Here is a 22,293-nt window from a genome sequence, read left to right on the forward strand (position 1 = left end):
CCAGGGCAGGAAAGCCTTATATTCAAGTTACCATAGAATAACATATGCTACGATTCTTGATACAACTCCCTACGCTGGCATTATCCAGATCAGGTTAAGGGTCGATGTATTGTTACATCCTCTCAGCCGTACGGGCTCCCCTGTTCCAATTCGTTTTCATTGTAGCACGTATTATTTTTGTGAACAAACAAAATTAAATTTTTCCATCTAATGATACTGTCCTCAAGTTCGTCTTCATATATTCTATTGTACTCACAAATTAATACGGAAAGGTGGAATTTGTATGGGCATTCGCTTTATCAAGATTTCTTCTATTTATTTTGTCATCGGCGTCTGTATGGGGATGTATATGTCAATGTCTCTTAATTTTGCATTAAAAAGTGTACATGTACACTTACTGCTTCTTGGCTGGGCTTCAATGATGGCAGCTGGCATTTTATATCATATCTTTCAAGAGGCTGGTCAGTCTAAACTAGGGAAATTGCACTTTTGGCTACTTAATATTGGACTGCCAATTATGATGATTGCGCTAGCCCTTGAGATCTATGGACATCATGCCGCTATTCCATTTGTTGCCGGCGGTAGCATTCTTGTGGTTCTTGCTATTATTATATTTTCTATTAATATTTTTACGCATATCAAAGAGAATTCATAATGAAATTCTTTGCAAAGTAAAACTTGCATCGGTCGTGGTCTTATTGCACCGAAATATCGGGATAACATATATGAAAAAGCAGAAGCGGTTAGCACTTCTGCTTTTTCATGATAATTCAGCTTTTAAATTCTCCAATAAGCTCTCGCAATTCATAAGCAAGCACATTTAAACAACTTGCTAATTCTGCTACTTCTTGAACAGACATTTCCTGTTCTCTCATACCTACTTCTACATAGTTTGTACTCTCGACATATGTCTTTGCAATATTTGAAAGATCATTTACTAAATGAACAATATCTTTACTGCTTTGCGAAACATGACTTGATGTTCCTGATACCTCTTTTACTTGTTTTGTCACAGATTGTGCTGACTGTAAAATTTCCGCAAAAAACACTCCGCTATTTTGCACAAGAGAAATGCCAGATTCCACTTCTTGTGACCCTTTTTGCATCGAAACAACGGCTTGTTCAGTTTCTATTTGTGTTTCACTAATAAGTTTAGAAATATCTTTAGCGGATGTTTCCGTTTGTTCTGCTAATTTCCGCACTTCTTCTGCTACAACTGCAAAACCTTTACCAGCCTCTCCAGCACGCGCTGCCTCAATAGAAGCATTCAAGGCAAGTAAATTTGTTTGATTTGAAATACCTGTAATCACTGTAACAATATCACTAATTTGTTTTGAACGATCTTCCAGCGAATAAATAATAGAAGATAAATCTTGGACCGCTTTCTGTATTAAATTCATCTGCTGAATAATTTGTTCAATTGCCTTGTTACCTTTAATAGAATGATTCTCCATTCCTTCAGCTGCCTCCGCTACGTGCCCTGCAGCTTCTGTAACTCCTTGCATCTTATTACCCATCTCATTGACAATTTCTAGACATTGCTGTACAGAAGTTTGCTGAGAATGAGCACCCTCGTTTAACCCTCCAATAGAGCTTGCAATTTCTTGTACAGCCCTACTATTCTCTTCTGTACTTGCTGAAAGCTCTTGCGAAGAAGATGAAACTTGTTCTGAGGTTTCTTTTACCTTCTCAATAATTTTTCTAAACTTTTCAATCATATTATTAAAATACGCATTAATAACCCCTATATCATCTGAACGCTCCCTTAATTGTATACTTAAGTCACCGTCTCCTACTTTTCGTAATCCTTCACGCAACTCTTTTAACGGTGCTAAAGAACTACGAACGATAAAGAATTGAATTAAAGTCGCAATAATGAGAAAAATAGAGATAAAAATCAAGCTTTGAATGATAAACTTTTGTTTCGTACTTGCAATAATAGAAGCATCTACATCTACCCCAACAATTGCAACAATTTTTTGACCCTCGCCTATAACTGGCTCTAATATTGTGACCCAAGTCCCAACATCATCTTCATATACTGCGGATACCTGTGGTTTTTTGGTCGACATTACTTTTTCATAAGTTTCCATCCAATATGAAGGCTGCTTAGCATAATCTCCTACCTGTAGTTTTGTGGCCTTCGATAACTCCGTGGTCATTCCTACTACTTGTAATTCTCCCTTGTTATTTGTTTTTACACCAGTAACATACAGATGACCTATGGTTTTTAATTCTTTTGATACATCACCTAACTGCTGAATTAACGTTTCTTTTTTCACTCTTTGCGTCGTTGGGTCTTTTACAAGATCCTCAATCAATCCCGTATCTAGTTTGTGGACTACCATATCCCCCGTATCTACAGAGTGCTTTTCATATATAGACAACATACTATTCTGGAAAATATTAAAGTTTAACGCGCTCATACTGCCAATAAGCATTAAAATAACAAGGATTGTTAACAATACGTTTTTTTGTAAAAACGATAACTTAGACCAATATTTTTTTATAATCATTTTATCCCTCCCCAAAACAAATTAACATAATATAAAAATATTTAGAATATTAAAAACAAAAATAGTTAAAAAAAGAGACCAATGTATGAAAAAGCATTGGTCTAAACCAACCCTATCAGTCCGGTAACTGGCTAGCTTAGTCTATTTCGACCTTAGCCCCTATAGTTTTGCGACCTTATGTTTCCATAAGTTTGCCTTTCTCGATGAACGAGTTGAACGATATGGGAGTTTTATGAGAATTACACAATTCTCTGTCTCAGATTACAACATCTAAATCAAATTGTCCATTTATTTGCACATATAAATATTAATTTCACAATAATTCTTTTGTAAAATAATTGTAACAAAAATGAGCGAATCATGTTTTGGATATGCTATATAATAAAAATGGCTATTTTCAGAGATTTATTTTATTATTCATTATTTAATTTTCGAAGCATTAAACAAATTAAGTTATTCGATAATAACAATCGATTATTATCTCGGAGGTACTACACTATGTTCTGGCTACAGTTCATCATTTTGTTACTTTGTATTTTCATCGGTGCGCGCCTTGGAGGGGTTGGCCTTGGCGTAATGGGAGGCGTTGGGATGACAATCTTTGTCTTCTTCTTTCACTTACAGCCAACTTCCCCGCCAATCGATGTTATGCTTATGATTTTAGCAGTTATTACAGCCGCTGGAGCACTACAAGCTGCTGGGGGGATGGACTATCTTGTTCACCTTGCAGAAAAAGCACTCCGCAAAAATCCAAAACGTATTACGTTCTTTGCCCCAATCGTCACTTATTTATTTACGTTTTGCGCAGGGACAGGTCACGTTGCCTATTCGGTTCTTCCTGTCATTGCTGAAGTATCGCGGGAATCAGGAATTCGACCAGAGCGTCCACTGTCAATCGCTGTTATTGCATCGCAGCAAGCGATTACGGCAAGTCCAATTTCAGCAGCAACCGTTGCACTTCTCGCTATGCTTGCTAACTATCAGATTACACTATTAGATATTTTAAAAATTAGTATTCCATCTACCTTTATCGCTTGTATGGCAGCTGCTTTCGTCGCGAGCAAAATGGGGAAAGAGCTAAACGAAGATGAAGAATACTTAAAACGATTACAAGAAGGCATGATTCCAAAACTAGAAGAAAAGAAAGAGTTTATTGTTCCAAAAGGTGCAAAACTGTCTGTTATCCTCTTTTTGCTTGCAACAGTTCTAGTTGTGCTTCTTGGATCTTTTGAAGCGTTACGCCCTAGCTGGATGATAGCCGGAAAACTTGTACGCCTTTCTATGCCAAACACCATTGAAATGGTGATGCTAACAATCGCTGCACTGATTATTATTTTTTGTAAACCAAATGTGGAAAGCATCGTGTCTGGTAACGTCTTTAAAGCAGGAGCAACAGCAGTTGTTGCGATTTTCGGCATCGCATGGATGGGGGATACGTTCTTTAACGGTAACTTACAAATAATTCAAGGTTCCATTCAAGGTCTCGTAACGAGTGCACCGTGGTTATTCGCAATTGCACTATTCGTGCTATCAATCTTGTTATATAGCCAAGCCGCAACGGTACGTGCGTTAATACCCCTTGGATTAACACTGGGCATTTCACCAGCACTATTAATTGCGATGTTCCCAGCTGTAAACGGATATTTCTTTATTCCAAACTACGGAACAATCGTTGCGGCAATTAACTTTGACCGTACAGGTACAACGCGTATTGGTAAATATGTATTAAATCATAGCTTTATGATTCCAGGTCTTGTTGCAACAATAACATCAATTGGAATTGGAATGCTCCTCATTTCACTGATGTTTTAATGAAGAAAGAGCTAGCCCTTACAAAGGCTGGCTCTTTTTAATCAAACGTTTGTTTAAATACTTATTCAATGACTTCGACGCTATATCCTTTCTTCTTCATCCCAATTAGCACTTGCTCAATATGCTCATTATCTTTCGTTTCAAGAGAAAGGTGCAGCTGCGCATAACCCGGAAATACTTTCGTTCCAATCCTCTCTAAATGAACATGAAGAACATTCGCTTCAAAATCGGTTACAATCTGTAATACTTGCTGTAATTGCCCCGGTTTATCTTTAATGGTTGTTGAAATATGTACAAATCGGCCTGCTTCAACCATACCGTGTTCAATAATGCGCGAAATAAAATTAACATCAACATTGCCGCCGCTCAAGACAGGGACAATCTTTTTTCCTTGTACTGGCACTTTTTCATATAATAGCGCAGCTAATGAAGTAGCACCCGATCCTTCTACAAGTAATTTATTACGCTCTAGTAACATGAGCATCGTCCGAGCAATTTCCATTTCATCGACGCAGAAAATATCATCTACATAGCGCTGCACAAGCTGAAAAGTGAGATCCCCTGGTTTTTTTACTGCAATTCCGTCTGCCATCGTTGGTGTTGACTCTACCGTTATCCTTTGTTTTTCAGTAAGAGATTGTTTCATACTAGGACACGCCAACGCCTGTACACCATAGATTTTCACAGATGGCTTTTGTTCTTTAATTGCCATCGCAACGCCCGCAATTAAACCACCACCACCAATGGGACAAATAACCGCATCAACATCATCAAGCTGATGCAATATTTCTAATCCAACTGTTCCTTGTCCAGCAATAACAAGCTCATCATCAAATGGATGTACGAACGTCGCTCCTGTTCGTTCCTTTAAATCAAGTGCATATGCTAATGCTTCATCAAATACATTTCCCTGCAATTCAACATTAGCTCCGTAACGCTTTGTCGCAAGTATCTTACTAAGCGGTGCTCCTTTTGGCATCACAATCGTACAAGGAATACCGAGCATATTACTAGAATAAGCTACACCTTGTGCATGGTTACCAGCTGATGCTGCCACAACTCCTTTTTGCAATTCTTCTTTGCTAAGTGAAGTCATTTTATTATAAGAGCCACGTACTTTAAAAGAACCTGTCTTTTGTAGGTTTTCTAACTTTAAATACACTTCGTTATGAGATAGTTCACTAAATGTACTGGAATAATCTAACGGTGTTGTATGTACAATCCCCTTCATTTTTTCATGAGCAGCTATAATACTTTGTAACGAAATCATATTGTCGCCTCCGAAACGATATATATTCATACACGTTAGTTTAAGCCTCACAGTTTGTTTTATACGACAAAAAGAACCATTTCTTCATGTTAGAAATGGTTCTTTCAAAATGGTAGTGATTTTCACGATATATAACAAATTCATTTATTATTTTTTCACTTGTTCAGCTAATCTCTTCGTACTATTATAAGGAGAATCTGCTAAGCTAATCGCAGAAATAACAGACACCCCATCCGCACCTGCTTCAAGGACAGAAGCAGCATTTTCAATTGTAATTCCACCAATACCGACAATCGGAATTTCAATGCCACTTTCACGGAAAAAGCGTAATCCTTCCGTTCCCTGTACTGCTTTTGCATCTTTTTTCGTATGTGTTGGAAAAATCGGTCCTACCCCTAAATAATCTGCACCATTTTCAATTGCAAAGTGTGCTTCTTCTATTGTATGAGCGGATACACCGATCATTTTATCTCCCATTTTTTCACGTACTATCTTAATGCCCTCATCATCTTGTCCAACATGAACGCCATCTGCATCTAATTCTAGTGCTAATTCCACATCATCATTCACAATAAATGGAACATGATATTCTTTACACAAAGACTGAAGCTGTCTTGCAAATGCATATCGTTCTTCTCCCGTTAATGCTCCATCACCTTTTTCACGATATTGAAAAATTGTAATTCCACCATCGAGTGCTTCTTTCATGACTTGTAATGGATCTTTGCGGCAATTGTTACTCCCCATAATAAAATATACTTGTAATAACTCGGACATATGCTGTTTATCGATGCGTGCCATTTCTCTCATCCTTTCTTAACGAACTTCTTCGACATTCCCATATTGTTCAACGTCTTTTGCAGTAACATTTGCTAACTGATTAAGAAATTCAATTTGGAAACTTCCTGGTCCTTGTTCAGCTGTTTTGTTTGCTGCTATTTCTGCCGCTACACCATAAAACGTTACTGCTGCGACTGCTGCTTTTACATAGTCTCTTTCGACTGCTGCAAATGCGCCAATCACAGATGTTAATAAACAGCCCGTTCCTGTTACTTTTGTTAAAATGGGATGACCGTTACGAAGAATGAATGTTCTTTCTCCATCTGTTATAACGTCTTCTTTTCCAGTAATAACAGCAACAGTATTTAGCTGCTCTGCTGCTTGTTTCGCAATGGAAACAACATCACCGTTTCCTTCTCCTGCATCAACACCTTTAATCTCCCACTTCTCATCAATCACATTTGCAATTTCCGCCGCATTGCCGCGGATAACTGCTAGTTTCACTTCACTTGGGATATGTCTCGCAACTTCTGTTCGATACAAAGTTGCACCAGCACCAACAGGATCAAACAAAACTGGTACATTGTGCGCATTTGCTGATTTCCCAGCAATGAGCATCGCTTCTACTTCTTCCGGGCGAAGTGTTCCCATATTTAAAACAAGCGCTCCAGCAATACTTGCCATTTCAGCTACTTCTTCTTTCGCATATGCCATCACGGGCGATGCACCTAATGCAAGTAAACCATTAGCTGTAAAATTTGTCACAACAACATTTGTAATATTATGAACGAGCGGATTTCTTTCTCGTACTGTTTCAATTACTTGTGCAATTTCTTTGATTTTCATATTTTTCCATCTCCTTTTCTAATAATGGGAGATATAGCCAAAAAGACACTTTGCGCATGCAAAGTGTCTTAATATATGCTTTCACACTCTCCCTACGCTGGCATTATCCAACAGGTTCAAATGGTCAACGACAGATTAGCCGTACTCTCAGTTTGCATCCACAAACTCCCATGTGTTTTCTTATTCATCTAATTCAGAGTCTACTCTTATTCTATCAAAATCACAAGTTACATTTTGTTATGAAAATTCTTCTCCTCTTAACTCATCAAAGATGTAAAGTGTTTCATTACTAACAATAGATTCGAATCTTCCGAATAACTGAATCCAAAAAGGATGTATGCTATAGTTAACTTACGGAAATTCGAAAGGATGTTTGAAATATGGCAAAAAGTGTTGTAATTGCTGAAAAACCTTCTGTTGCACGTGATATTGCACGTGTGTTGAAGTGTGATAAAAAAGGAAATGGTTATATTGAAGGCAATAAGTATATCGTTACTTGGGCTTTGGGGCATCTCGTTACATTAGCAGATCCAGAAAGTTATGATGCGAAATACAAAAATTGGAATTTAGAAGACCTTCCAATGCTGCCTGAACGCTTAAAATTAACAGTGATCAAGCAGACTGGAAAACAGTTTAATGCCGTTAAAAGTCAACTGATTAGAAATGATGTAAATGAAATCATCGTGGCTACAGATGCAGGAAGAGAAGGAGAATTAGTCGCTCGCTGGATTATTGATAAAGTTAAAATGAATAAACCTATTAAGCGTCTATGGATTTCATCTGTTACTGATAAAGCAATTAAAGATGGCTTTGCAAATTTGAAGCCTGGTAAAGCATATGACAATTTATACGCTTCAGCTGTCGCACGTTCGGAAGCCGACTGGTATATCGGTCTTAACGCGACACGTGCATTAACGACACGATTCAATGCACAACTAAATTGCGGTCGTGTACAAACGCCTACTGTGGCGATCATTGCAGGCCGTGAAGACGAAATTAAAAACTTCAAAGCACAAACATACTACGGTATCGAAGCCCAAACAACAGACAAGTTAAAATTGACTTGGCAAGATGCGAAAGGCAATAGCCGTAGCTTCGATAAAGAAAAAATCGATGCCATTGTGAAAAAACTAGGCAAACAAAATGCCACTGTTGTGGAAATTGAGAAAAAACCTAAAAAGTCGTTTTCTCCTGGTCTTTATGATTTAACAGAACTACAACGTGATGCGAATAAAATCTTTGGTTATTCCGCAAAAGAAACGTTAAATATTATGCAAAAACTGTATGAGCAGCACAAAGTATTAACATACCCTCGCACAGATTCACGCTACATCTCATCCGACATCGTGGGGACACTTCCAGAACGTCTGAAAGCTTGCGGTGTAGGTGAGTATCGTTCTTTAGCTAATAAGGTCTTAACTAAACCAATTAAAGCTTCTAAAGCGTTTGTTGATGATAGTAAAGTAAGTGATCACCATGCGATCATTCCAACAGAAAGTTATGTAAACCTTTCAGCTTTCACAGATAAAGAACGTAAAATTTATGATCTAGTTGTAAAACGTTTCTTAGCAGTTTTATTCCCAGCTTTCGAATACGAACAACTAACGTTACGCGCAAAAATTGACGATGAAAACTTCATCGCACGCGGCAAAACAATTGTTAACTCTGGCTGGAAAGAAGTATATGAAAATCGCTTTGAAGATGACGATGCAGTAGACGATTTAAAAGAACAGATTTTACCTCGCATCGAAAAAAGCGATACATTAAACGTAAAACTAATTGCCCAAACAGCAGGGCAAACAAAGCCGCCTGCACGCTTTAATGAAGCAACATTACTTTCGGCAATGGAAAATCCTACAAAGTACATGGGCACGCAAAATAAACAACTTGCAGACACGTTAAAATCAACTGGTGGACTAGGTACTGTTGCTACACGTGCTGATATTATTGATAAATTATTCAATTCGTTCTTAATCGAAAAGCGCGGCAAGGACATTCACATTACATCAAAAGGCCGTCAGTTACTTGATCTAGTACCAGAAGAATTAAAATCCCCTGCACTAACTGCTGAATGGGAACAAAAACTTGAGGCAATTGCGAAGGGGAAATTGAAAAAAGATGTGTTCATTTCAGAAATGAAAAACTATACGAAAGAAATTGTTGCCGAAATTAAATCGAGTGATAAAAAATATAAGCACGATAACATTTCAACAAAAACATGCCCAGACTGCGGCAAACCGATGCTAGAAGTAAACGGCAAGAAAGGCAAAATGCTTGTGTGCCAAGATCGTGAATGCGGCCACCGTAAAAACGTATCCCGTACTACAAACGCACGATGCCCTCAGTGTAAGAAAAAACTAGAACTTCGCGGTGAAGGAGAAGGTCAAATCTTCGCATGTAAATGCGGCTATCGCGAAAAGCTTTCTTCATTCCAAGAACGCCGTAAGAAAGAATCTCACGGAAAAATGGATAAACGCTCTGTACAAAAGTACTTAAAACAACAACAAAAACAAGAAGAACCTCTAAATAATGCATTCGCAGAAGCATTAAAAGGGCTGAAGTTTGATAAATAACACACCAAAGGGAGTTGAATGAAAAGGGATGTAGATGCCCTTTCATTCAACTCCTTCTTTCATGTCCAATAATATATCGGCGCTTCGACACAATATAAAGTGAAACTTCCATCAGTGATGCTTTTCTCACTGATGGAAAGCTCTCACCAATCGGGCGCATGCCAGCCGTTTTCTTCCCCGCTCTTCTCCGTCCTTTACTGCCCGTTCATGCGGGATAAAGACCCTTCAACGATGTTCGACATACTTAACCTACACTCGCTCTTCATAAACAAAAGGTTCCTACCAATTAGTAGGAACCTTTTGTTATTAATGAATCAACTTACTTCCTTTTGCGTTTTCTACAAACTTCTGACTCGATTTATTAATCGGCTTTTTCAAGAACAGCGCAATAATAAGCATAACAACGACCCATATACACAATGCGAGAAGATCTTTCCATACAATATTCCACAGCATACCGCCAACTGTCTCACGGATGATTCTAATCGCATACGTAAACGGTAAAAATGGATAAATAGCTTGGAAGAATTTCGGCGTCATCTGAATTGGGAATGTTCCACCTGAACCAGCAACTTGTAGTACGAGTAAAATAACCGCCATTGACTTCCCGACGTTCCCAAATACAGAAACGAGCGAGTAAACAATACAGACGAATACCGCGCTAATCAACATACTAAATAGAACAAACCAAAATTTGTCTACTACATAAGTACCTAGTAAGAACATATCGCCCATTGCTACGATAAACGCCTGTGCAAGGCCAACCGTTAAGAACGTTAAGAAACGCCCAAAGTAAATGTGATAACTTCTATACTCCGCATCTTCCTCATGTACCTCTACTGTTAATAATGAAACCATAAGTAATGCCCCTACCCATAACGCTAACACTGTATAAAACGGCGACATCGCTGAACCGTAGTTCGGTATTGGATATAATTTATTCTCTTTTACGTTTACCGGGTTTGCGAAGAAATCACTTTGTTTTTCTACATCATGCTTTAACAAACGAATGATGTCCTTTAAATCTTCTTGTGATTCAAATGCACGAATTTTATTAGCGATTTCTGTAATTTTCTTCTGTGCATTAGGAAGTTCAGCTTTTACTTTTTCAACTTCGTCTTTGCCAAGAGACAAACCTTTCGATGCATCTTCGAGTACCTTCTTCACATCAGGAAGACTTTTATTTGCTTCACTTAAGATTTTTGATGTATCTTTCGACATTTGTTTCGTACGTTCAATCGCATCATTAAAACTTGGAACAATTTCAGAATCATATCTTCCTAAAATGTCGCCTAATGCCGCTGAAGCATTTTTAGACGCGGCATTTATACCATCAACTACATCCTTTGCAGGTTTCTGTCCTTTATTCATTGCATCTAATGCTAAATTTGCCCCATCGATTCCTTTTTGGAATTCACCTTTTACTTTGTTCAATTGATTAATTGTATTTGGTATATTTGTTGTTTTATTTAAATCCCCGGCAATTTTATCTGCATCATTTAATACTGGAATAATTCCATCTATTACTTGTATTCCAGCTGTCAAACTTGCTTTTAAAGAATTCAATCCGTTTTTCGCTGGGTCTAAATTTACTCCCTCTTGTTTTAATTGATCCAATTTAGGCCATGCTCCTAAAATACCGTCGATAATAGAAATTCCATCTTTAGCCCCTTGATCTAGTGCATTGATTGCATCTTGTGACGGCTGTTGTCCTTGATCTATAGCCTTAATCGTATTATCAATCTTCTTACTTGTATTATCTAATACAGTTTTTAAACCTTTCAATCGATCAATATTATCATTAAAGATTGTTGTGTTAAATGTTGCATTAAGAGTTTGTAACAATGAAATGATTGTATCTACTTGTTGACTTCTAACATCAATTTGACTTTTAATGATTTGAAGATTTTGTTTTGTCGTTTCAGGGTCAACAACATTATTTTGTTTTATAGCATTTGCCACTTGTTGTGTAGATTCTAATACTTGGCGAGTAGATGCTAAAAAGCTTTTTACAGTTTTTGATGATTCGGTTAATGTTTGTTCGTTAATATTTGCTAAATCTAAATTCCCTGCTGGATTTTTCAAGAACTCTGTAATTTGTACCGCACCATCTGCAGACTGTTTTAGAAATGTTAAATTGTTTTTAATTGCTCCTGGTGCAGCTTCTAACGTTTTCGTATTCTGTGTAAAGAATGTATCTAAATCCTTCGTCATTTGTTGTCCATCTCGAATGACATTCTCAACGGTCGGTAATGTGTCTTGCGCTGTTTTCACAAGTTTTTGCGCTGTATCGGCATCCGTTAATGCCGTATCAACTAAATTGTTAATCTCCGGAAACTGTGTTTCTAATTTAAAAACAAGTTCTTTTACCTTTTCGATGCTTGGTAAATTTGTTTCTAAATCAATCCCAAGCTCGTTGAAGATTTTAAAAATCTCACCGTTTGCTGTTTTTACGAAGTTTTTACTTATTTCCTCTACAATACCTGATGCACCTTTAGACGTAATTTTTGGTGCAATCGCATTGACCTTTTCATTCACATAATATTGAAGCTCTGGTTTTTGCGGATTATCACTTAATACCGTTGCAATTTTTTCGGAGAAATCTTTTGGAATGGTAATACTTGCATAATAATCACCATGCTTTACACCCTCTATAGCTTTCTTCTCATCAACAAACTTCCAACCAAGGTTTTTATCCTTTTTTAAAGAATCAACAACCTCTTTCCCTACATTAATATCTTTCCCGCGTAAAGTTGTACCGCTGTCTTCATTAGATACCGCAATAGGAACATCTTTCGTACTTCCATAAGGGTCCCAAGAAGCTTTAATATTAAACCACGCATATAACGACGGTAAAATAGTAAGCCCCAGTATGATAACAATTGCAGCCCAATGTTTCGCTACATTCCGTATGTCTGTCGTATAAATACGCCATATTTGTTTCATATTTTTAATCACCTAATCATATATTTTTTCTTTTTCCCAAATTCATACATACATTTTGCCATTATATCACCGTTTATCGAGATTTTTAAATTAAACTAATCGACACTTTCCCAGTAAGCTTTATACGTCATTATATAATGAACACATGTAAATTATAACACCAACTGACCGTTTAGGTTTTTCGTTCAATAATTAAAATCATATATAAAACGTAATAAAAAAGCAACCAATCCGCATTCTACACGGTGGTTGCTTTTTTATTACACGTTAATTTGGACTTCAACACCAAAATGATCTGATACTACATTTCGGTTCATACCATTAAAAATCACTTGTGAGGAAACAACCTTCAAAGGATGATTACTTAAAATAAGATCGATACGTAAATTATTCTTATTTTCATCCCAGCCAGCAATCTTTCCTTGCACAGTTGTTCCTTCGTCTTTTCTTTCTGCTAATTCATACGTGTCGTATAGACCATTTTTTATGAGATAGTCATATCCCTCATTCTGCGTACGTGCATTGTTGTTGAAGTCACCCATTAAAAACGACAACTCATTATTATCTACATGATTCAATAAATGATCTACTTGCTTCTTAAACGGCTCTTCTTCATCAATCCACCAGCCAAGATGACAAGAATAAATAGTCACCGGTTCATTGTTATAGGAAATTGTTGCGCTTACAATTTTTCGTGTCTTCCAATACGTTGTATCCGTACTGTCCGATACGAAAAATGAATCGCTCTTTGTAATGGAATGCTTTGTTAAAATTGCTAAACCTTCTTCATACACATCGTATCCAATATGAGCAAAATCCCATACAATGTCATATTTTGCAGCTCCAAGCTTCTCTAACTCCGCTTGTAATAAGCGTACAAAATTATCTTCTTTCATGTTCCCGGATACATTTCTTGCCTCAATTGATTGACTTACCTCTTGCAACGCTATGACATCATAGTCATTTTCTTGAATCGTTTTTGCCAAATAATGAATCTTTGCAAGTTGCTCATCTTCTTGCCATGAATGACAATTTAAAGTTAATAATTTCATTTGTTATGCACCTAAAATATCTTGAATGTCTGACTTTAATACATCAGCTTTCGGACCGTAAACAGCTTGTACCCCTTTATCTTTTACAATTAATCCAAGTGCCCCATTTTTCTTCCAATTCGATTCTGGTGCAACGATATCTAAATCTTTTACTGTTACGCGTAAACGCGTCATACAGGCATCTACATCGGCAATGTTATCTTTCCCGCCTAATAGCTCGATAACCGCTGTTGCTAATGAACCTTCTTTTACATTTGCTGCTACTTCTTCAGCCCCATCTTCATTATCAATGTAGTTACCAGCACGTCCTGGTGTTGGTAAATTGAACTTTTTGATTAAGAAGTTGAAGATTGTAAAGTTTAATCCAAAGAATATCGCTGATACAACAACAAAGTTGATAAGATCTCTTGTTAATCCTGCCTTAACGATCATTGGTGTACGAGTTAATAATTCAATAAAACCAAACGCATGGATGCGTAAATGAATCACATCTGCTAATGCGAACGCTACACCAGTTATAACTGCATAAACAACATATAGTACTGGAGCGACAAACATAAACATAAATTCAATCGGCTCTGTAACCCCAGTTAAAAATACTGCTAATGCTGCTGAGAAAAACATTGGTTTATATTTATGACGTTTCTCTGCATCTACATTGCGGTACATCGCAAATGCGATACCAATTAATGATGCAGTTGAACCGATAACTTGTCCTACTTTGAAACGTGCTGGAACAACATTATTTAATAAATCATGATACGCTGTCATATCACCCTTATTTATTAAGTTATTTAAATCTGTAATCCACGCAAGCCATAATGGATCTTGTCCTGCTACAACTTGTCCTGCCTTGGCACCTGTTAAGATTGTGTACGAGCCGCCAAGCGCTGTATAGTTCATTGGAATCGTTAACATATGATGCAAGCCAAATGGTAATAATAAACGTTCAAGTGTCCCATATACAAATGGTGCAACAATTGGTGCACTATCCTTTGAAGCTGCAATCCAACGTCCAAATTCGTTTAATCCACTTTGAATGAATGGCCATACGAACGATAAAATAATAGCAGTGATTGTAGAACCAACGATTACTACGAATGGTACGAAACGTTTTCCGTTAAAAAACGCTAATGCTTGCGGTAATTTATCATAGTTATAATATTTATTGTATAGCGTAGCTCCTAAGAAACCTGAAATAATCCCTACAAATACTCCCATGTTAAGTGCTGGTGCACCAAGAACAGAAGTAAAGTAATCTTTTACAAGTAAATCTCCCGCTAATAAGGAAGAGACTTTCGCTTTTGAATCCGCTAACATTACAGCGTTTACACCAAAAATCGCTCCTGTAATTCGGTTTGTTAATATGAATGCTAGCAATGCTGCAAATGCACCGCCTGCACGATCCTTTGCCCAAGATCCCCCAATTGCTACAGCGAATAAAATATGTAAGTTTACAATAATTGCCCAACCGATATCTTCCATAACTCTAGCAATCGTTTGTACTGCAGCTACATCACCAGCAGACATACCGATTAGTTTACCAATGGAAATCATTAAACCAGCAGCTGGCATAACCGCAACTACTACTAATAAAGCTTTTCCAAACTTTTGCCAAAAATCAAAAGATGCAAGCTTCTTCATCCTTTGTTCCTCCTTTTTCTAAATTACAATCCCTCATGTATAAATAATAATTGCTTATCCCCTTACGAAAACATTTTTTACGCAATCGTTTTCATAAATTCATTTTAATAAAAGCGTTTTCATATTGCAATAATAATTTTATAAAAATTTGTATTTTTTATAAAAAAAAGATGCTTATATAGCATCTTTTTTAATAAATATAATACACTCTTGTTTCATATGGCTTTAAAGTTATTGTTGTAACTGCATCATGCTCTTCTACTTCATAGTTATTTAAAAGCAAACGATTGCGTTCTAGCTTATATGCAGTCTCATCATATACAGCTTCACTCTCTGATAAATTGCTGATTATAACAACTTTTTCATCACTTAACGTACGTGTATACGCATAAATTTGTGGATCATCTTCTAAAAGTAAGTCATACGTTCCATAAGTAAACACTTCATGCTCTTTTTTCAATGCAATCATCTTTTTATAGAAATTTAAAATGGAATTTGAATCTGTTTGCTGCACGTCTACATTAATTTTTTTATAATTTGGATTCATCCCAAACCAAGGTGTACCCGTTGTGAAACCAGCATTTTCCGTCCCGCTCCATTGCATTGGTGTACGTGAGTTATCACGGCAAGATGCCCAAATAATCTCCATAATTTCTTGATGAGGTCTCCCCTCTTCAATCTTTTGACGATATAAGTTCTTAATCGCCACATCGTCATAATCTTCAATACGCGGGAACTGAACATTCGTCATTCCAATTTCTTGACCTTGATAAATGAACGGTGTGCCTTGCATAAAGAAATACATTGCCCCTAAAGCCGTTGCACTTTCGCGCCAATATTGTTTATCATCACCCCAAGTAGAGACAATACGAGGTTTATCATGATTTTCAATATACAGCGCATTCCATCCTTTATTTTCCAAACCTTTTTGCCACTTCGTTAAAACTTTTTTAAGCCCTACAACATCAAGTTCTTTTTTCTTTTCTGCATCCCATAAGCTTAAATGCTCAAATTGGAATACCATATTAAACTTCCCTTGCTCTTCTCCAACCCAAAGCTCAGCATCTTCAATTTTCACACCATTTGCCTCGCCGACAGTCATAATATCATAATTGGCAAATGTTCTTGCTTTTAACTCTTCTAAAAGCGGTTGAATACCATCAACATTCATATGTTTATCAAAAGAAGGTACATACTTGAGCCCTTTTGGATTCGGCATGTCTTTAAACCCTTCTTCTTTTTTAATATGACTAATCGCATCAACACGGAAGCCATCAATTCCTTTATCAAGCCACCAATTCACTGTGTCATATAACATCTCGCGCACTTCTTCATTTTGCCAGTTTAAATCTGGTTGCTTACGTGAGAACAGATGTAAGTAATATTGGTCAGTTGCTTCATCATACTCCCAAGCAGATCCATTAAAAATACTTTCCCAGTTATTCGGTTCTTTTCCATTTTTTCCGTCGTGCCAAATATACCAATCACGCTTTGGATTATCCTTGGAAGAACGCGATTCAATAAACCACGGATGCTCATCACTTGTATGATTAATAACTAAATCAATAATAATCTTCATATCACGTTTATGCACTTCTGCTAATAGTTCATCAAAATCAGCCATCGTACCAAATTCGTCCATAATATCTTGATAATCACTAATATCATAGCCGTTATCATCGTTTGGTGATTTATACATTGGACAAATCCAAATTACATCTATACCAAGTTCTTTTAAATAATCTAGTTTTGAAATAATACCTTGCAGATCTCCAATACCATCGCCATTTGAATCCATGAAGCTGCGCGGATAAATTTGATAAGCTACCGCTTCTTTCCACCACGTTTTATTCATAATTTCTTCTCTCCTTTTGCATAAGTTAATGCAAACGTTTTCGTAAAGCTATCATAACAAAATATGTTAAGTTTGTAACGGTTTTTTTATCTGATATTGTTACTTTTACTTATTCAATATGTTTATTTTCTCCTTACTGATACGCAAATATCTGTATTTCTCATTAAAAAATACAGTGAAACTGCCAGCGGGATAAAATCACATAAAAATAAGGCAGCGCTCATGCTCTGCCTTATTTTTATTGTTTACAAACTTTCACCTAATCCATTACTTTTTAATTTTTACAAGTTGTGCAGTTTCTATATCCTCGCCTTGTTTTGATCAATCTTTTGCTGGATCCTTATCAAACCTCAACACACCTATATTATTCATCACATATATTAATAATGAACACTTATATAGTTGAAAGGATGTATATCGTGGGTAAGACAAAGTTAACAGGCCGCATCGTTACTCCGAAAGACTGTGAATACGACGCGGCTCGAACAAATTTAAACTTAGATATCCAAAAATCCCCTTGTCTCATTGTCTTTTGTCAAAATGGACAAGATGTATTGAATGCTTTGAAATGGGCACGCGAACATGACGTACCATTCCGCCTACGAAGCGGCCGTCATAGTTACGAAAATTTCTCTCTTACTAACAAAGGACTTATTATTGATGTAAGTGAAATGAATCATATTACTGTTAATATAACTAATTCAACAGCAACTATTGAAGCAGGAGCAAATTTAGGTGATGTGTATAGTAAGTTGTGGAAATATGGTTTTACGATACCGGCTGGGACAAGCGCAAGCGTTGGACTTGTTGGACTGACACTTGGCGGTGGAATCGGTATGCTCTCACGACAATTCGGGCTTACATGCGATAACTTATTGGAAATAGAAATGGTACAAGCTTTTGGCCGAACAGATGCCAGAATAATTCGTGCAAGTAAAACCGAAAATCCAAATTTATTTTGGGCTTGTTGCGGAGGAGGCGGTGGAAACTTTGGCATTGTTACGTCATTCACATTTCGAATTCACCCTGTTCAAAATGTTTCTATCTTCTCACTCACATGGAAATGGGAAAATCTACAGCAAGTATTTGATACCTGGCAAAAATGGGCCCCTTATACAGATCAACGTCTTACATCATCTATTGAACTGTTTGCACAGCAAATGAACAAAATTGAAGTACAAGGAGAATTCATTGGGTCTTCCTCAGAACTCCTCTCTTTATTAAATCCTTTATTAACCGTTGGACAACCTACTCTCTTCATCAATGAAGTTCCCTATATAAAAGCCGTCCAGTTTTTCAATGGAGGCAACCGCCCCGAAAAGTTTAAACGTTCCGGTTCTTATATTTATAAACCACTCCCTCTTGAAGCTATTCAAATTTTACAAGCCTTTCTTGAAGATGCTCCAAGCCCTACTGCTAGTGTTTGGCATCAATCATTAAGCGGTGCTGTCCAGAAAGTTCCACCAACTGAAACCGCTTATTTTCATCGAAACGCAATTATTACACAGGAGTATACCACGTCTTGGAAATGTAATCGTGACAAAAAAAGCAATATCGACTGGATCAAACACTTAAGGAACGCTATGTCACCTTATACAGCTGGTGACTATGTAAATTGGCCAGATTTAGACATCAAAAACTGGCAAACCACGTATTACGGAACAAACCTCACAAGATTACGAGAAGTGAAAACAGCATATGATCCTCATAATGTCTTTCGCTTTGCACAAAGCATTCCCCCACTTAGCAAAAAATAAAGTGAAACTTCCATCAATAAGGGGTCTTACTGCCAGCAAATAGCAGGATAAAAAAGGAAGAACGATCATCGTTCTTCCCTATACCATAAACTGTGCAATTGTCTTCTTTAATTCCGCTGCCCGCTTCTCTAAATCTTTTGATAACTGATCAATGAATATCATATTTTCAGATTGCTTCATTGTTACGCGAGCAACTTCCTGTGCTCCTGCAGAAGTTTCTTCAGCAATTGCTGCTACTTCCTTCGTTTGTATACCCGTTTCATGAATATAATTCATCTGTTCATTCATATAACTACTAATTTTTTGAATCGCATCCACTACTTCCATAATGCTTGCTGTCATTTCTTTTAAAATAACCTCTGTTGCTTCTCCGCGTTCTGCCTCTTCTTTTGCTACTTTTACTTGCTCTTTCATTTGTAGAGAAACATGGTTCACTTCGTTTTGCATATCATGCAATAACTTTGAAATATTTTGTGCTGAACTTGCACTTTCATCTGCTAATTTTCGTACTTCTTCAGCAACGACTGCAAACCCTCTTCCATGTTCTCCAGCACGCGCTGCCTCAATTGATGCATTTAAGGCTAACAAATTCGTTTGGCTAGCAATTTCACTCACTAATAAGACAATATGCCCTACTTGCTTCGTATGATCTTCTAGCTTTTGTACACTTTTCATCGACTGTTCATTTTCTCTTGCTAACATTTGAATCCCTTCAATAAGCGACACAAAAACACGTGTACTTTGTCCAAGCGCCTGCACCATTTGCGAAGATAGTTGATCTGATTGTTTTGCTTTTCCTTCTACTTCACTTGCAATAGAAATTGTCGCATCAACAGTAGAAACAATCGTTTGAATAGAAGCAGCTGATTGCTCCGCTCCTACGGAAATTTCGGTGAGTGTTTCCGATACTCCTTGCGCTTGTTTCGTCGCCTCTCCTGTTTGCTCTCGAATTTGCTGTACTTGATTGTGTGTGTATGCAAACGTTGTATCAATATTTTTCACCATTGTCCGTAAATTTCCAAGCATCGCATTAAAAGCAACACTTAAAGAACGGATCTCATCATCTGCTTTTGGAAGAGAAACATCTTCACGAATATCTCCATTCGCCGCTTTATGGGCAGCTTCTTCCAGCTTTCGAAGTGGTTTAATAAGAAAATCTGCTGCAAAATATGCTAAAATCCCTGACCAAATAACCCCTAATATCATCACAATAATATTGTACATAGTTTGATTTATGTATTCATGAACATAATCATATACAACATAAATAAACACCAAACTTGTTGAATACGTAATAAGCGCTAAAATCGTCGTAAACAACACTAGCTGTATACGCAATCCAAAGGAAAAAGGCTTCTTTTCTTTCTCCATCCCAAGCTTCCCCCTATCTAAATGATATAAGTATCTTCTATATGTTATTATCTATATTTTTCATATAAAAAGATATATAGATTCATAAAATAAATAATTAAATTTTAAAATAAATAATTACACCTCTATTCCTTTCTATCAATGATCCTATATAACACACCTAAATATTGCTGTTTACAGATTTTATATACGACAATTTATCCCGCTATTCGCGGGCAATAAGATCCCCCACTTTATAATCCCTTTAAATTTTTAACAAAAAATAAAGGAATATGACAATTTATGACTAATTACCAAAAACAAGGTATTTTTATACACCTGAATTTCATTGGAGGGGGATGCATGATACAAGTTCAAAATCTAACAAAATCTTTTGGTTCCTTAAACGTGCTCAAAAACGTCAATTTACACGTGCAAGAAAAAGAAGTTGTTGTCTTAATTGGTGCAAGCGGTTCAGGGAAAAGTACATTATTGCGCTGTTTAAATTTCTTAGAGATGTATGATGATGGAGAAATTTCGATACAGGGAGAAAAAATCCATCCAAAACATACAAATCTAAACAAAGTCCGCGAAGATGTCGGCATGGTTTTTCAACATTTTAATTTATTTCCTCATATGACCTCACTAGAAAACATCATTGAAGCTCCTATTCACGTCAAGAAGTTAGACAAAACAAAAGCAACAAGCATTGCCTACGAATTGTTAGGAAAAGTCGGATTGCAAGATAAGGCTAACGTAATGCCCGATCTTTTATCAGGTGGCCAAAAACAACGAGTAGCTATCGCAAGAGCACTTGCAATGAATCCGAAGATTATGTTATTTGACGAACCTACCTCAGCTCTCGATCCTGAACTCGTCGGAGAAGTACTACAAGTTATGAAAGACCTCGCAAAAGAAGGTATGACAATGATTATCGTCACGCATGAAATGGGATTTGCCCGTGATGTAGCTGACCGCATCATTTTTATGGATGACGGACAAATCGTAGAAGATGCACCTCCAGAACAGTTTTTCACCGCTCCGTCAAATCAGCGTGCGAAGCAATTTTTACGAAACATTATATAAACATTGGAGGGGTTTTTATGAAACGAAAGATGTTTAAAGTAATAGCAGCGATTACATTATGTGCTTCTTTAGTATTAAGTGCCTGTAGTAAAGAAAGCAGCACTACATCAGCAGACGGAAAGAAAGAATTTCGCTATGCAATGAGCGGTTTATATAAACCATTTAACTATAAAGAAAATGGCAAGCTTGTCGGCTTTGATGTCGAAATTGGTGAGGCACTTGCTAAAAAAATGAATATGAAGGCTGTTCCTGTAACAAATCCTTGGGAAACACTCATACAAGGTCTGCAAGCAAAAAAATATGATGTAATTTTAGGAAGTATGGCTATCACAGAAGATCGTCTCAAAGCGGTTAATTTTACGAATCCATATTATCGCTCTGGGGCACAAATTTTCGTTTCAAAAACTAACACATCAATCTCCTCTGCTGAAGATTTAAAGGGGAAAAAAGTAGGTGTCGTAAAAGCAAGTACATTCAAAACACTTGTTGCCAAGCAAACAAATCAAATTACAGAATACGATAGCGACATTACCGCTCTTATGGATTTAGAACCAGGGCGAGTTGATGCTGTTGTCACAGATCAAATGGTCGGTCTTCGTATGATGAAAGAGGGAAAATCAAATATAAAAGATGTTGGTAAACCATTATCTCTTGATGAAATGGCCATTGCTGTTCGCAAAGATGATAAAGAATTAATGCAAAAATTAAATAAAGCATTAGATGAAATCATTCAAGATGGTACATATGAGAAAATTAGTAAAAAGTGGTTTGGTCGTAACATTCTAGGCGAGAAAGCAAAATAAATT

General features: G+C 36.9%; 15 protein-coding genes, 1 pseudogene and 3 riboswitches. Of the genes and pseudogenes, 6 read left to right on the plus strand and 10 right to left on the minus strand.

Features of this window, described 5'->3' with window-relative positions; genetic code table 11:
• Window positions 1–49: 49 nt before the first annotated feature.
• Window positions 50–152, minus strand: a riboswitch (TPP riboswitch).
• A 131-nt stretch (window positions 153–283) separates the two neighbouring features.
• Window positions 284–655: a cytochrome-c oxidase gene (locus AB1279_RS22040; protein ID WP_429760967.1), complete on the plus strand. Its 372-nt coding sequence runs from the start codon at window positions 284–286 to the stop codon at window positions 653–655.
• Window positions 656–770: 115 nt separating this feature from the next.
• Here the strand turns inward: AB1279_RS22040 and AB1279_RS22045 are convergent, their stop codons facing one another.
• Entirely contained in the window at window positions 771–2,510 is a 1,740-nt protein-coding gene (locus AB1279_RS22045) for a methyl-accepting chemotaxis protein (RefSeq protein ID WP_429761535.1), read from the minus strand.
• A gap of 125 nt (window positions 2,511–2,635) precedes the next feature.
• A riboswitch (cyclic di-GMP riboswitch) is annotated at window positions 2,636–2,722 on the minus strand.
• 292 nt (window positions 2,723–3,014) lie between these two features.
• On the opposite strand from AB1279_RS22045, the gene AB1279_RS22050 reads away from it, so the two are divergent.
• The gene (locus tag AB1279_RS22050) at window positions 3,015–4,328 is read left to right on the plus strand and encodes an anaerobic C4-dicarboxylate transporter family protein (RefSeq protein ID WP_429760969.1); all 1,314 of its coding nucleotides are present in this window, start codon (window positions 3,015–3,017) and stop codon (window positions 4,326–4,328) included.
• Between the two features lie 61 nt (window positions 4,329–4,389).
• On the opposite strand, the gene ilvA is transcribed toward AB1279_RS22050, so the two are convergent.
• The 3 genes from ilvA to thiM all read right to left on the minus strand — a co-directional run bounded on the left by ilvA (window position 4,390) and on the right by thiM (window position 7,224).
• Complete coding sequence (gene ilvA / locus AB1279_RS22055) at window positions 4,390–5,598, minus strand: threonine ammonia-lyase (RefSeq protein WP_429760971.1); 1,209 nt, start codon at window positions 5,596–5,598, stop codon at window positions 4,390–4,392.
• Between the two features lie 147 nt (window positions 5,599–5,745).
• Window positions 5,746–6,399, minus strand: a complete 654-nt coding sequence (gene thiE / locus AB1279_RS22060) for a thiamine phosphate synthase (protein ID WP_429760973.1) — start codon at window positions 6,397–6,399, stop codon at window positions 5,746–5,748.
• Window positions 6,400–6,414: 15 nt separating this feature from the next.
• On the minus strand, window positions 6,415–7,224 hold the full coding sequence (gene thiM / locus AB1279_RS22065; protein ID WP_429760975.1) for a hydroxyethylthiazole kinase: 810 nt from the start codon (window positions 7,222–7,224) through the stop codon (window positions 6,415–6,417).
• Between the two features lie 72 nt (window positions 7,225–7,296).
• A riboswitch (TPP riboswitch) is annotated at window positions 7,297–7,406 on the minus strand.
• A gap of 198 nt (window positions 7,407–7,604) precedes the next feature.
• Here thiM and AB1279_RS22070 point away from each other — a divergent pair.
• Window positions 7,605–9,797, plus strand: a complete 2,193-nt coding sequence (locus AB1279_RS22070; RefSeq protein WP_429760977.1) for a DNA topoisomerase III — start codon at window positions 7,605–7,607, stop codon at window positions 9,795–9,797.
• Between the two features lie 306 nt (window positions 9,798–10,103).
• Here the strand turns inward: AB1279_RS22070 and AB1279_RS22075 are convergent, their stop codons facing one another.
• From AB1279_RS22075 to AB1279_RS22090, 4 genes are all read right to left on the minus strand, one after another.
• Window positions 10,104–12,743 (minus strand): YhgE/Pip family protein, encoded by a 2,640-nt coding sequence (locus AB1279_RS22075; RefSeq protein ID WP_429760979.1) that lies wholly within the window; start codon window positions 12,741–12,743, stop codon window positions 10,104–10,106.
• Between the two features lie 260 nt (window positions 12,744–13,003).
• Complete coding sequence (locus AB1279_RS22080) at window positions 13,004–13,795, minus strand: endonuclease/exonuclease/phosphatase family protein (protein WP_429760981.1); 792 nt, start codon at window positions 13,793–13,795, stop codon at window positions 13,004–13,006.
• A gap of 3 nt (window positions 13,796–13,798) precedes the next feature.
• On the minus strand, window positions 13,799–15,439 hold the full coding sequence (locus AB1279_RS22085; RefSeq protein WP_429760983.1) for a PTS transporter subunit IIBC: 1,641 nt from the start codon (window positions 15,437–15,439) through the stop codon (window positions 13,799–13,801).
• Window positions 15,440–15,629: 190 nt separating this feature from the next.
• Window positions 15,630–17,294, minus strand: coding sequence for a glycoside hydrolase family 13 protein (locus AB1279_RS22090; RefSeq protein WP_429760985.1), 1,665 nt, complete (start codon window positions 17,292–17,294; stop codon window positions 15,630–15,632).
• A gap of 410 nt (window positions 17,295–17,704) precedes the next feature.
• Here AB1279_RS22090 and AB1279_RS22095 point away from each other — a divergent pair, with 410 nt between their 5' ends.
• The gene (locus AB1279_RS22095) at window positions 17,705–19,051 is read left to right on the plus strand and encodes an FAD-binding oxidoreductase (RefSeq protein WP_429760987.1); all 1,347 of its coding nucleotides are present in this window, start codon (window positions 17,705–17,707) and stop codon (window positions 19,049–19,051) included.
• Window positions 19,052–19,129: 78 nt separating this feature from the next.
• Here AB1279_RS22095 and AB1279_RS22100 read toward each other — a convergent pair whose 3' ends face one another.
• Complete coding sequence (locus tag AB1279_RS22100; RefSeq protein WP_429761536.1) at window positions 19,130–20,077, minus strand: methyl-accepting chemotaxis protein; 948 nt, start codon at window positions 20,075–20,077, stop codon at window positions 19,130–19,132.
• A pseudogene (locus AB1279_RS22105) lies at window positions 20,072–20,422 on the minus strand (HAMP domain-containing protein); the annotation flags it as partial. The gene AB1279_RS22100 and the pseudogene AB1279_RS22105, both read right to left, overlap by 6 nt.
• Window positions 20,423–20,764: 342 nt before the next feature.
• On the opposite strand from AB1279_RS22105, the gene AB1279_RS22110 reads away from it, so the two are divergent.
• Both AB1279_RS22110 and AB1279_RS22115 read left to right on the plus strand, forming a co-directional pair.
• The gene (locus AB1279_RS22110) at window positions 20,765–21,487 is read left to right on the plus strand and encodes an amino acid ABC transporter ATP-binding protein (RefSeq protein WP_429752592.1); all 723 of its coding nucleotides are present in this window, start codon (window positions 20,765–20,767) and stop codon (window positions 21,485–21,487) included.
• A gap of 17 nt (window positions 21,488–21,504) precedes the next feature.
• The gene (locus tag AB1279_RS22115) at window positions 21,505–22,290 is read left to right on the plus strand and encodes an ABC transporter substrate-binding protein (protein WP_429760989.1); all 786 of its coding nucleotides are present in this window, start codon (window positions 21,505–21,507) and stop codon (window positions 22,288–22,290) included.
• Window positions 22,291–22,293: the final 3 nt, after the last annotated feature.

This window comes from Bacillus sp. S14(2024) (assembly GCF_050473785.1).
In the GTDB taxonomy this organism is placed as follows: Bacteria; Bacillota; Bacilli; order Bacillales; family Bacillaceae_G; genus Bacillus_A; species Bacillus_A yunxiaonensis.

Coding starts and splice junctions, on each gene's coding strand:
- ilvA (WP_429760971.1), bottom strand. CDS start 5,598: ATGATTTCGTTACAAAGTATTATAGCTGCTCATGAAAAAATGAAGGGG.
- AB1279_RS22085 (WP_429760983.1), bottom strand. CDS start 15,439: ATGAAGAAGCTTGCATCTTTTGATTTTTGGCAAAAGTTTGGAAAAGCT.
- AB1279_RS22080 (WP_429760981.1), bottom strand. CDS start 13,795: ATGAAATTATTAACTTTAAATTGTCATTCATGGCAAGAAGATGAGCAA.
- AB1279_RS22095 (WP_429760987.1), top strand. CDS start 17,705: ATGTATATCGTGGGTAAGACAAAGTTAACAGGCCGCATCGTTACTCCG.
- AB1279_RS22090 (WP_429760985.1), bottom strand. CDS start 17,294: ATGAATAAAACGTGGTGGAAAGAAGCGGTAGCTTATCAAATTTATCCG.
- AB1279_RS22110 (WP_429752592.1), top strand. CDS start 20,765: ATGATACAAGTTCAAAATCTAACAAAATCTTTTGGTTCCTTAAACGTG.
- AB1279_RS22075 (WP_429760979.1), bottom strand. CDS start 12,743: ATGAAACAAATATGGCGTATTTATACGACAGACATACGGAATGTAGCG.
- AB1279_RS22070 (WP_429760977.1), top strand. CDS start 7,605: ATGGCAAAAAGTGTTGTAATTGCTGAAAAACCTTCTGTTGCACGTGAT.
- thiE (WP_429760973.1), bottom strand. CDS start 6,399: ATGGCACGCATCGATAAACAGCATATGTCCGAGTTATTACAAGTATAT.
- AB1279_RS22115 (WP_429760989.1), top strand. CDS start 21,505: ATGAAACGAAAGATGTTTAAAGTAATAGCAGCGATTACATTATGTGCT.
- AB1279_RS22050 (WP_429760969.1), top strand. CDS start 3,015: ATGTTCTGGCTACAGTTCATCATTTTGTTACTTTGTATTTTCATCGGT.
- AB1279_RS22100 (WP_429761536.1), bottom strand. CDS start 20,077: ATGCTTGGAAATTTACGGACAATGGTGAAAAATATTGATACAACGTTT.
- AB1279_RS22040 (WP_429760967.1), top strand. CDS start 284: ATGGGCATTCGCTTTATCAAGATTTCTTCTATTTATTTTGTCATCGGC.
- thiM (WP_429760975.1), bottom strand. CDS start 7,224: ATGAAAATCAAAGAAATTGCACAAGTAATTGAAACAGTACGAGAAAGA.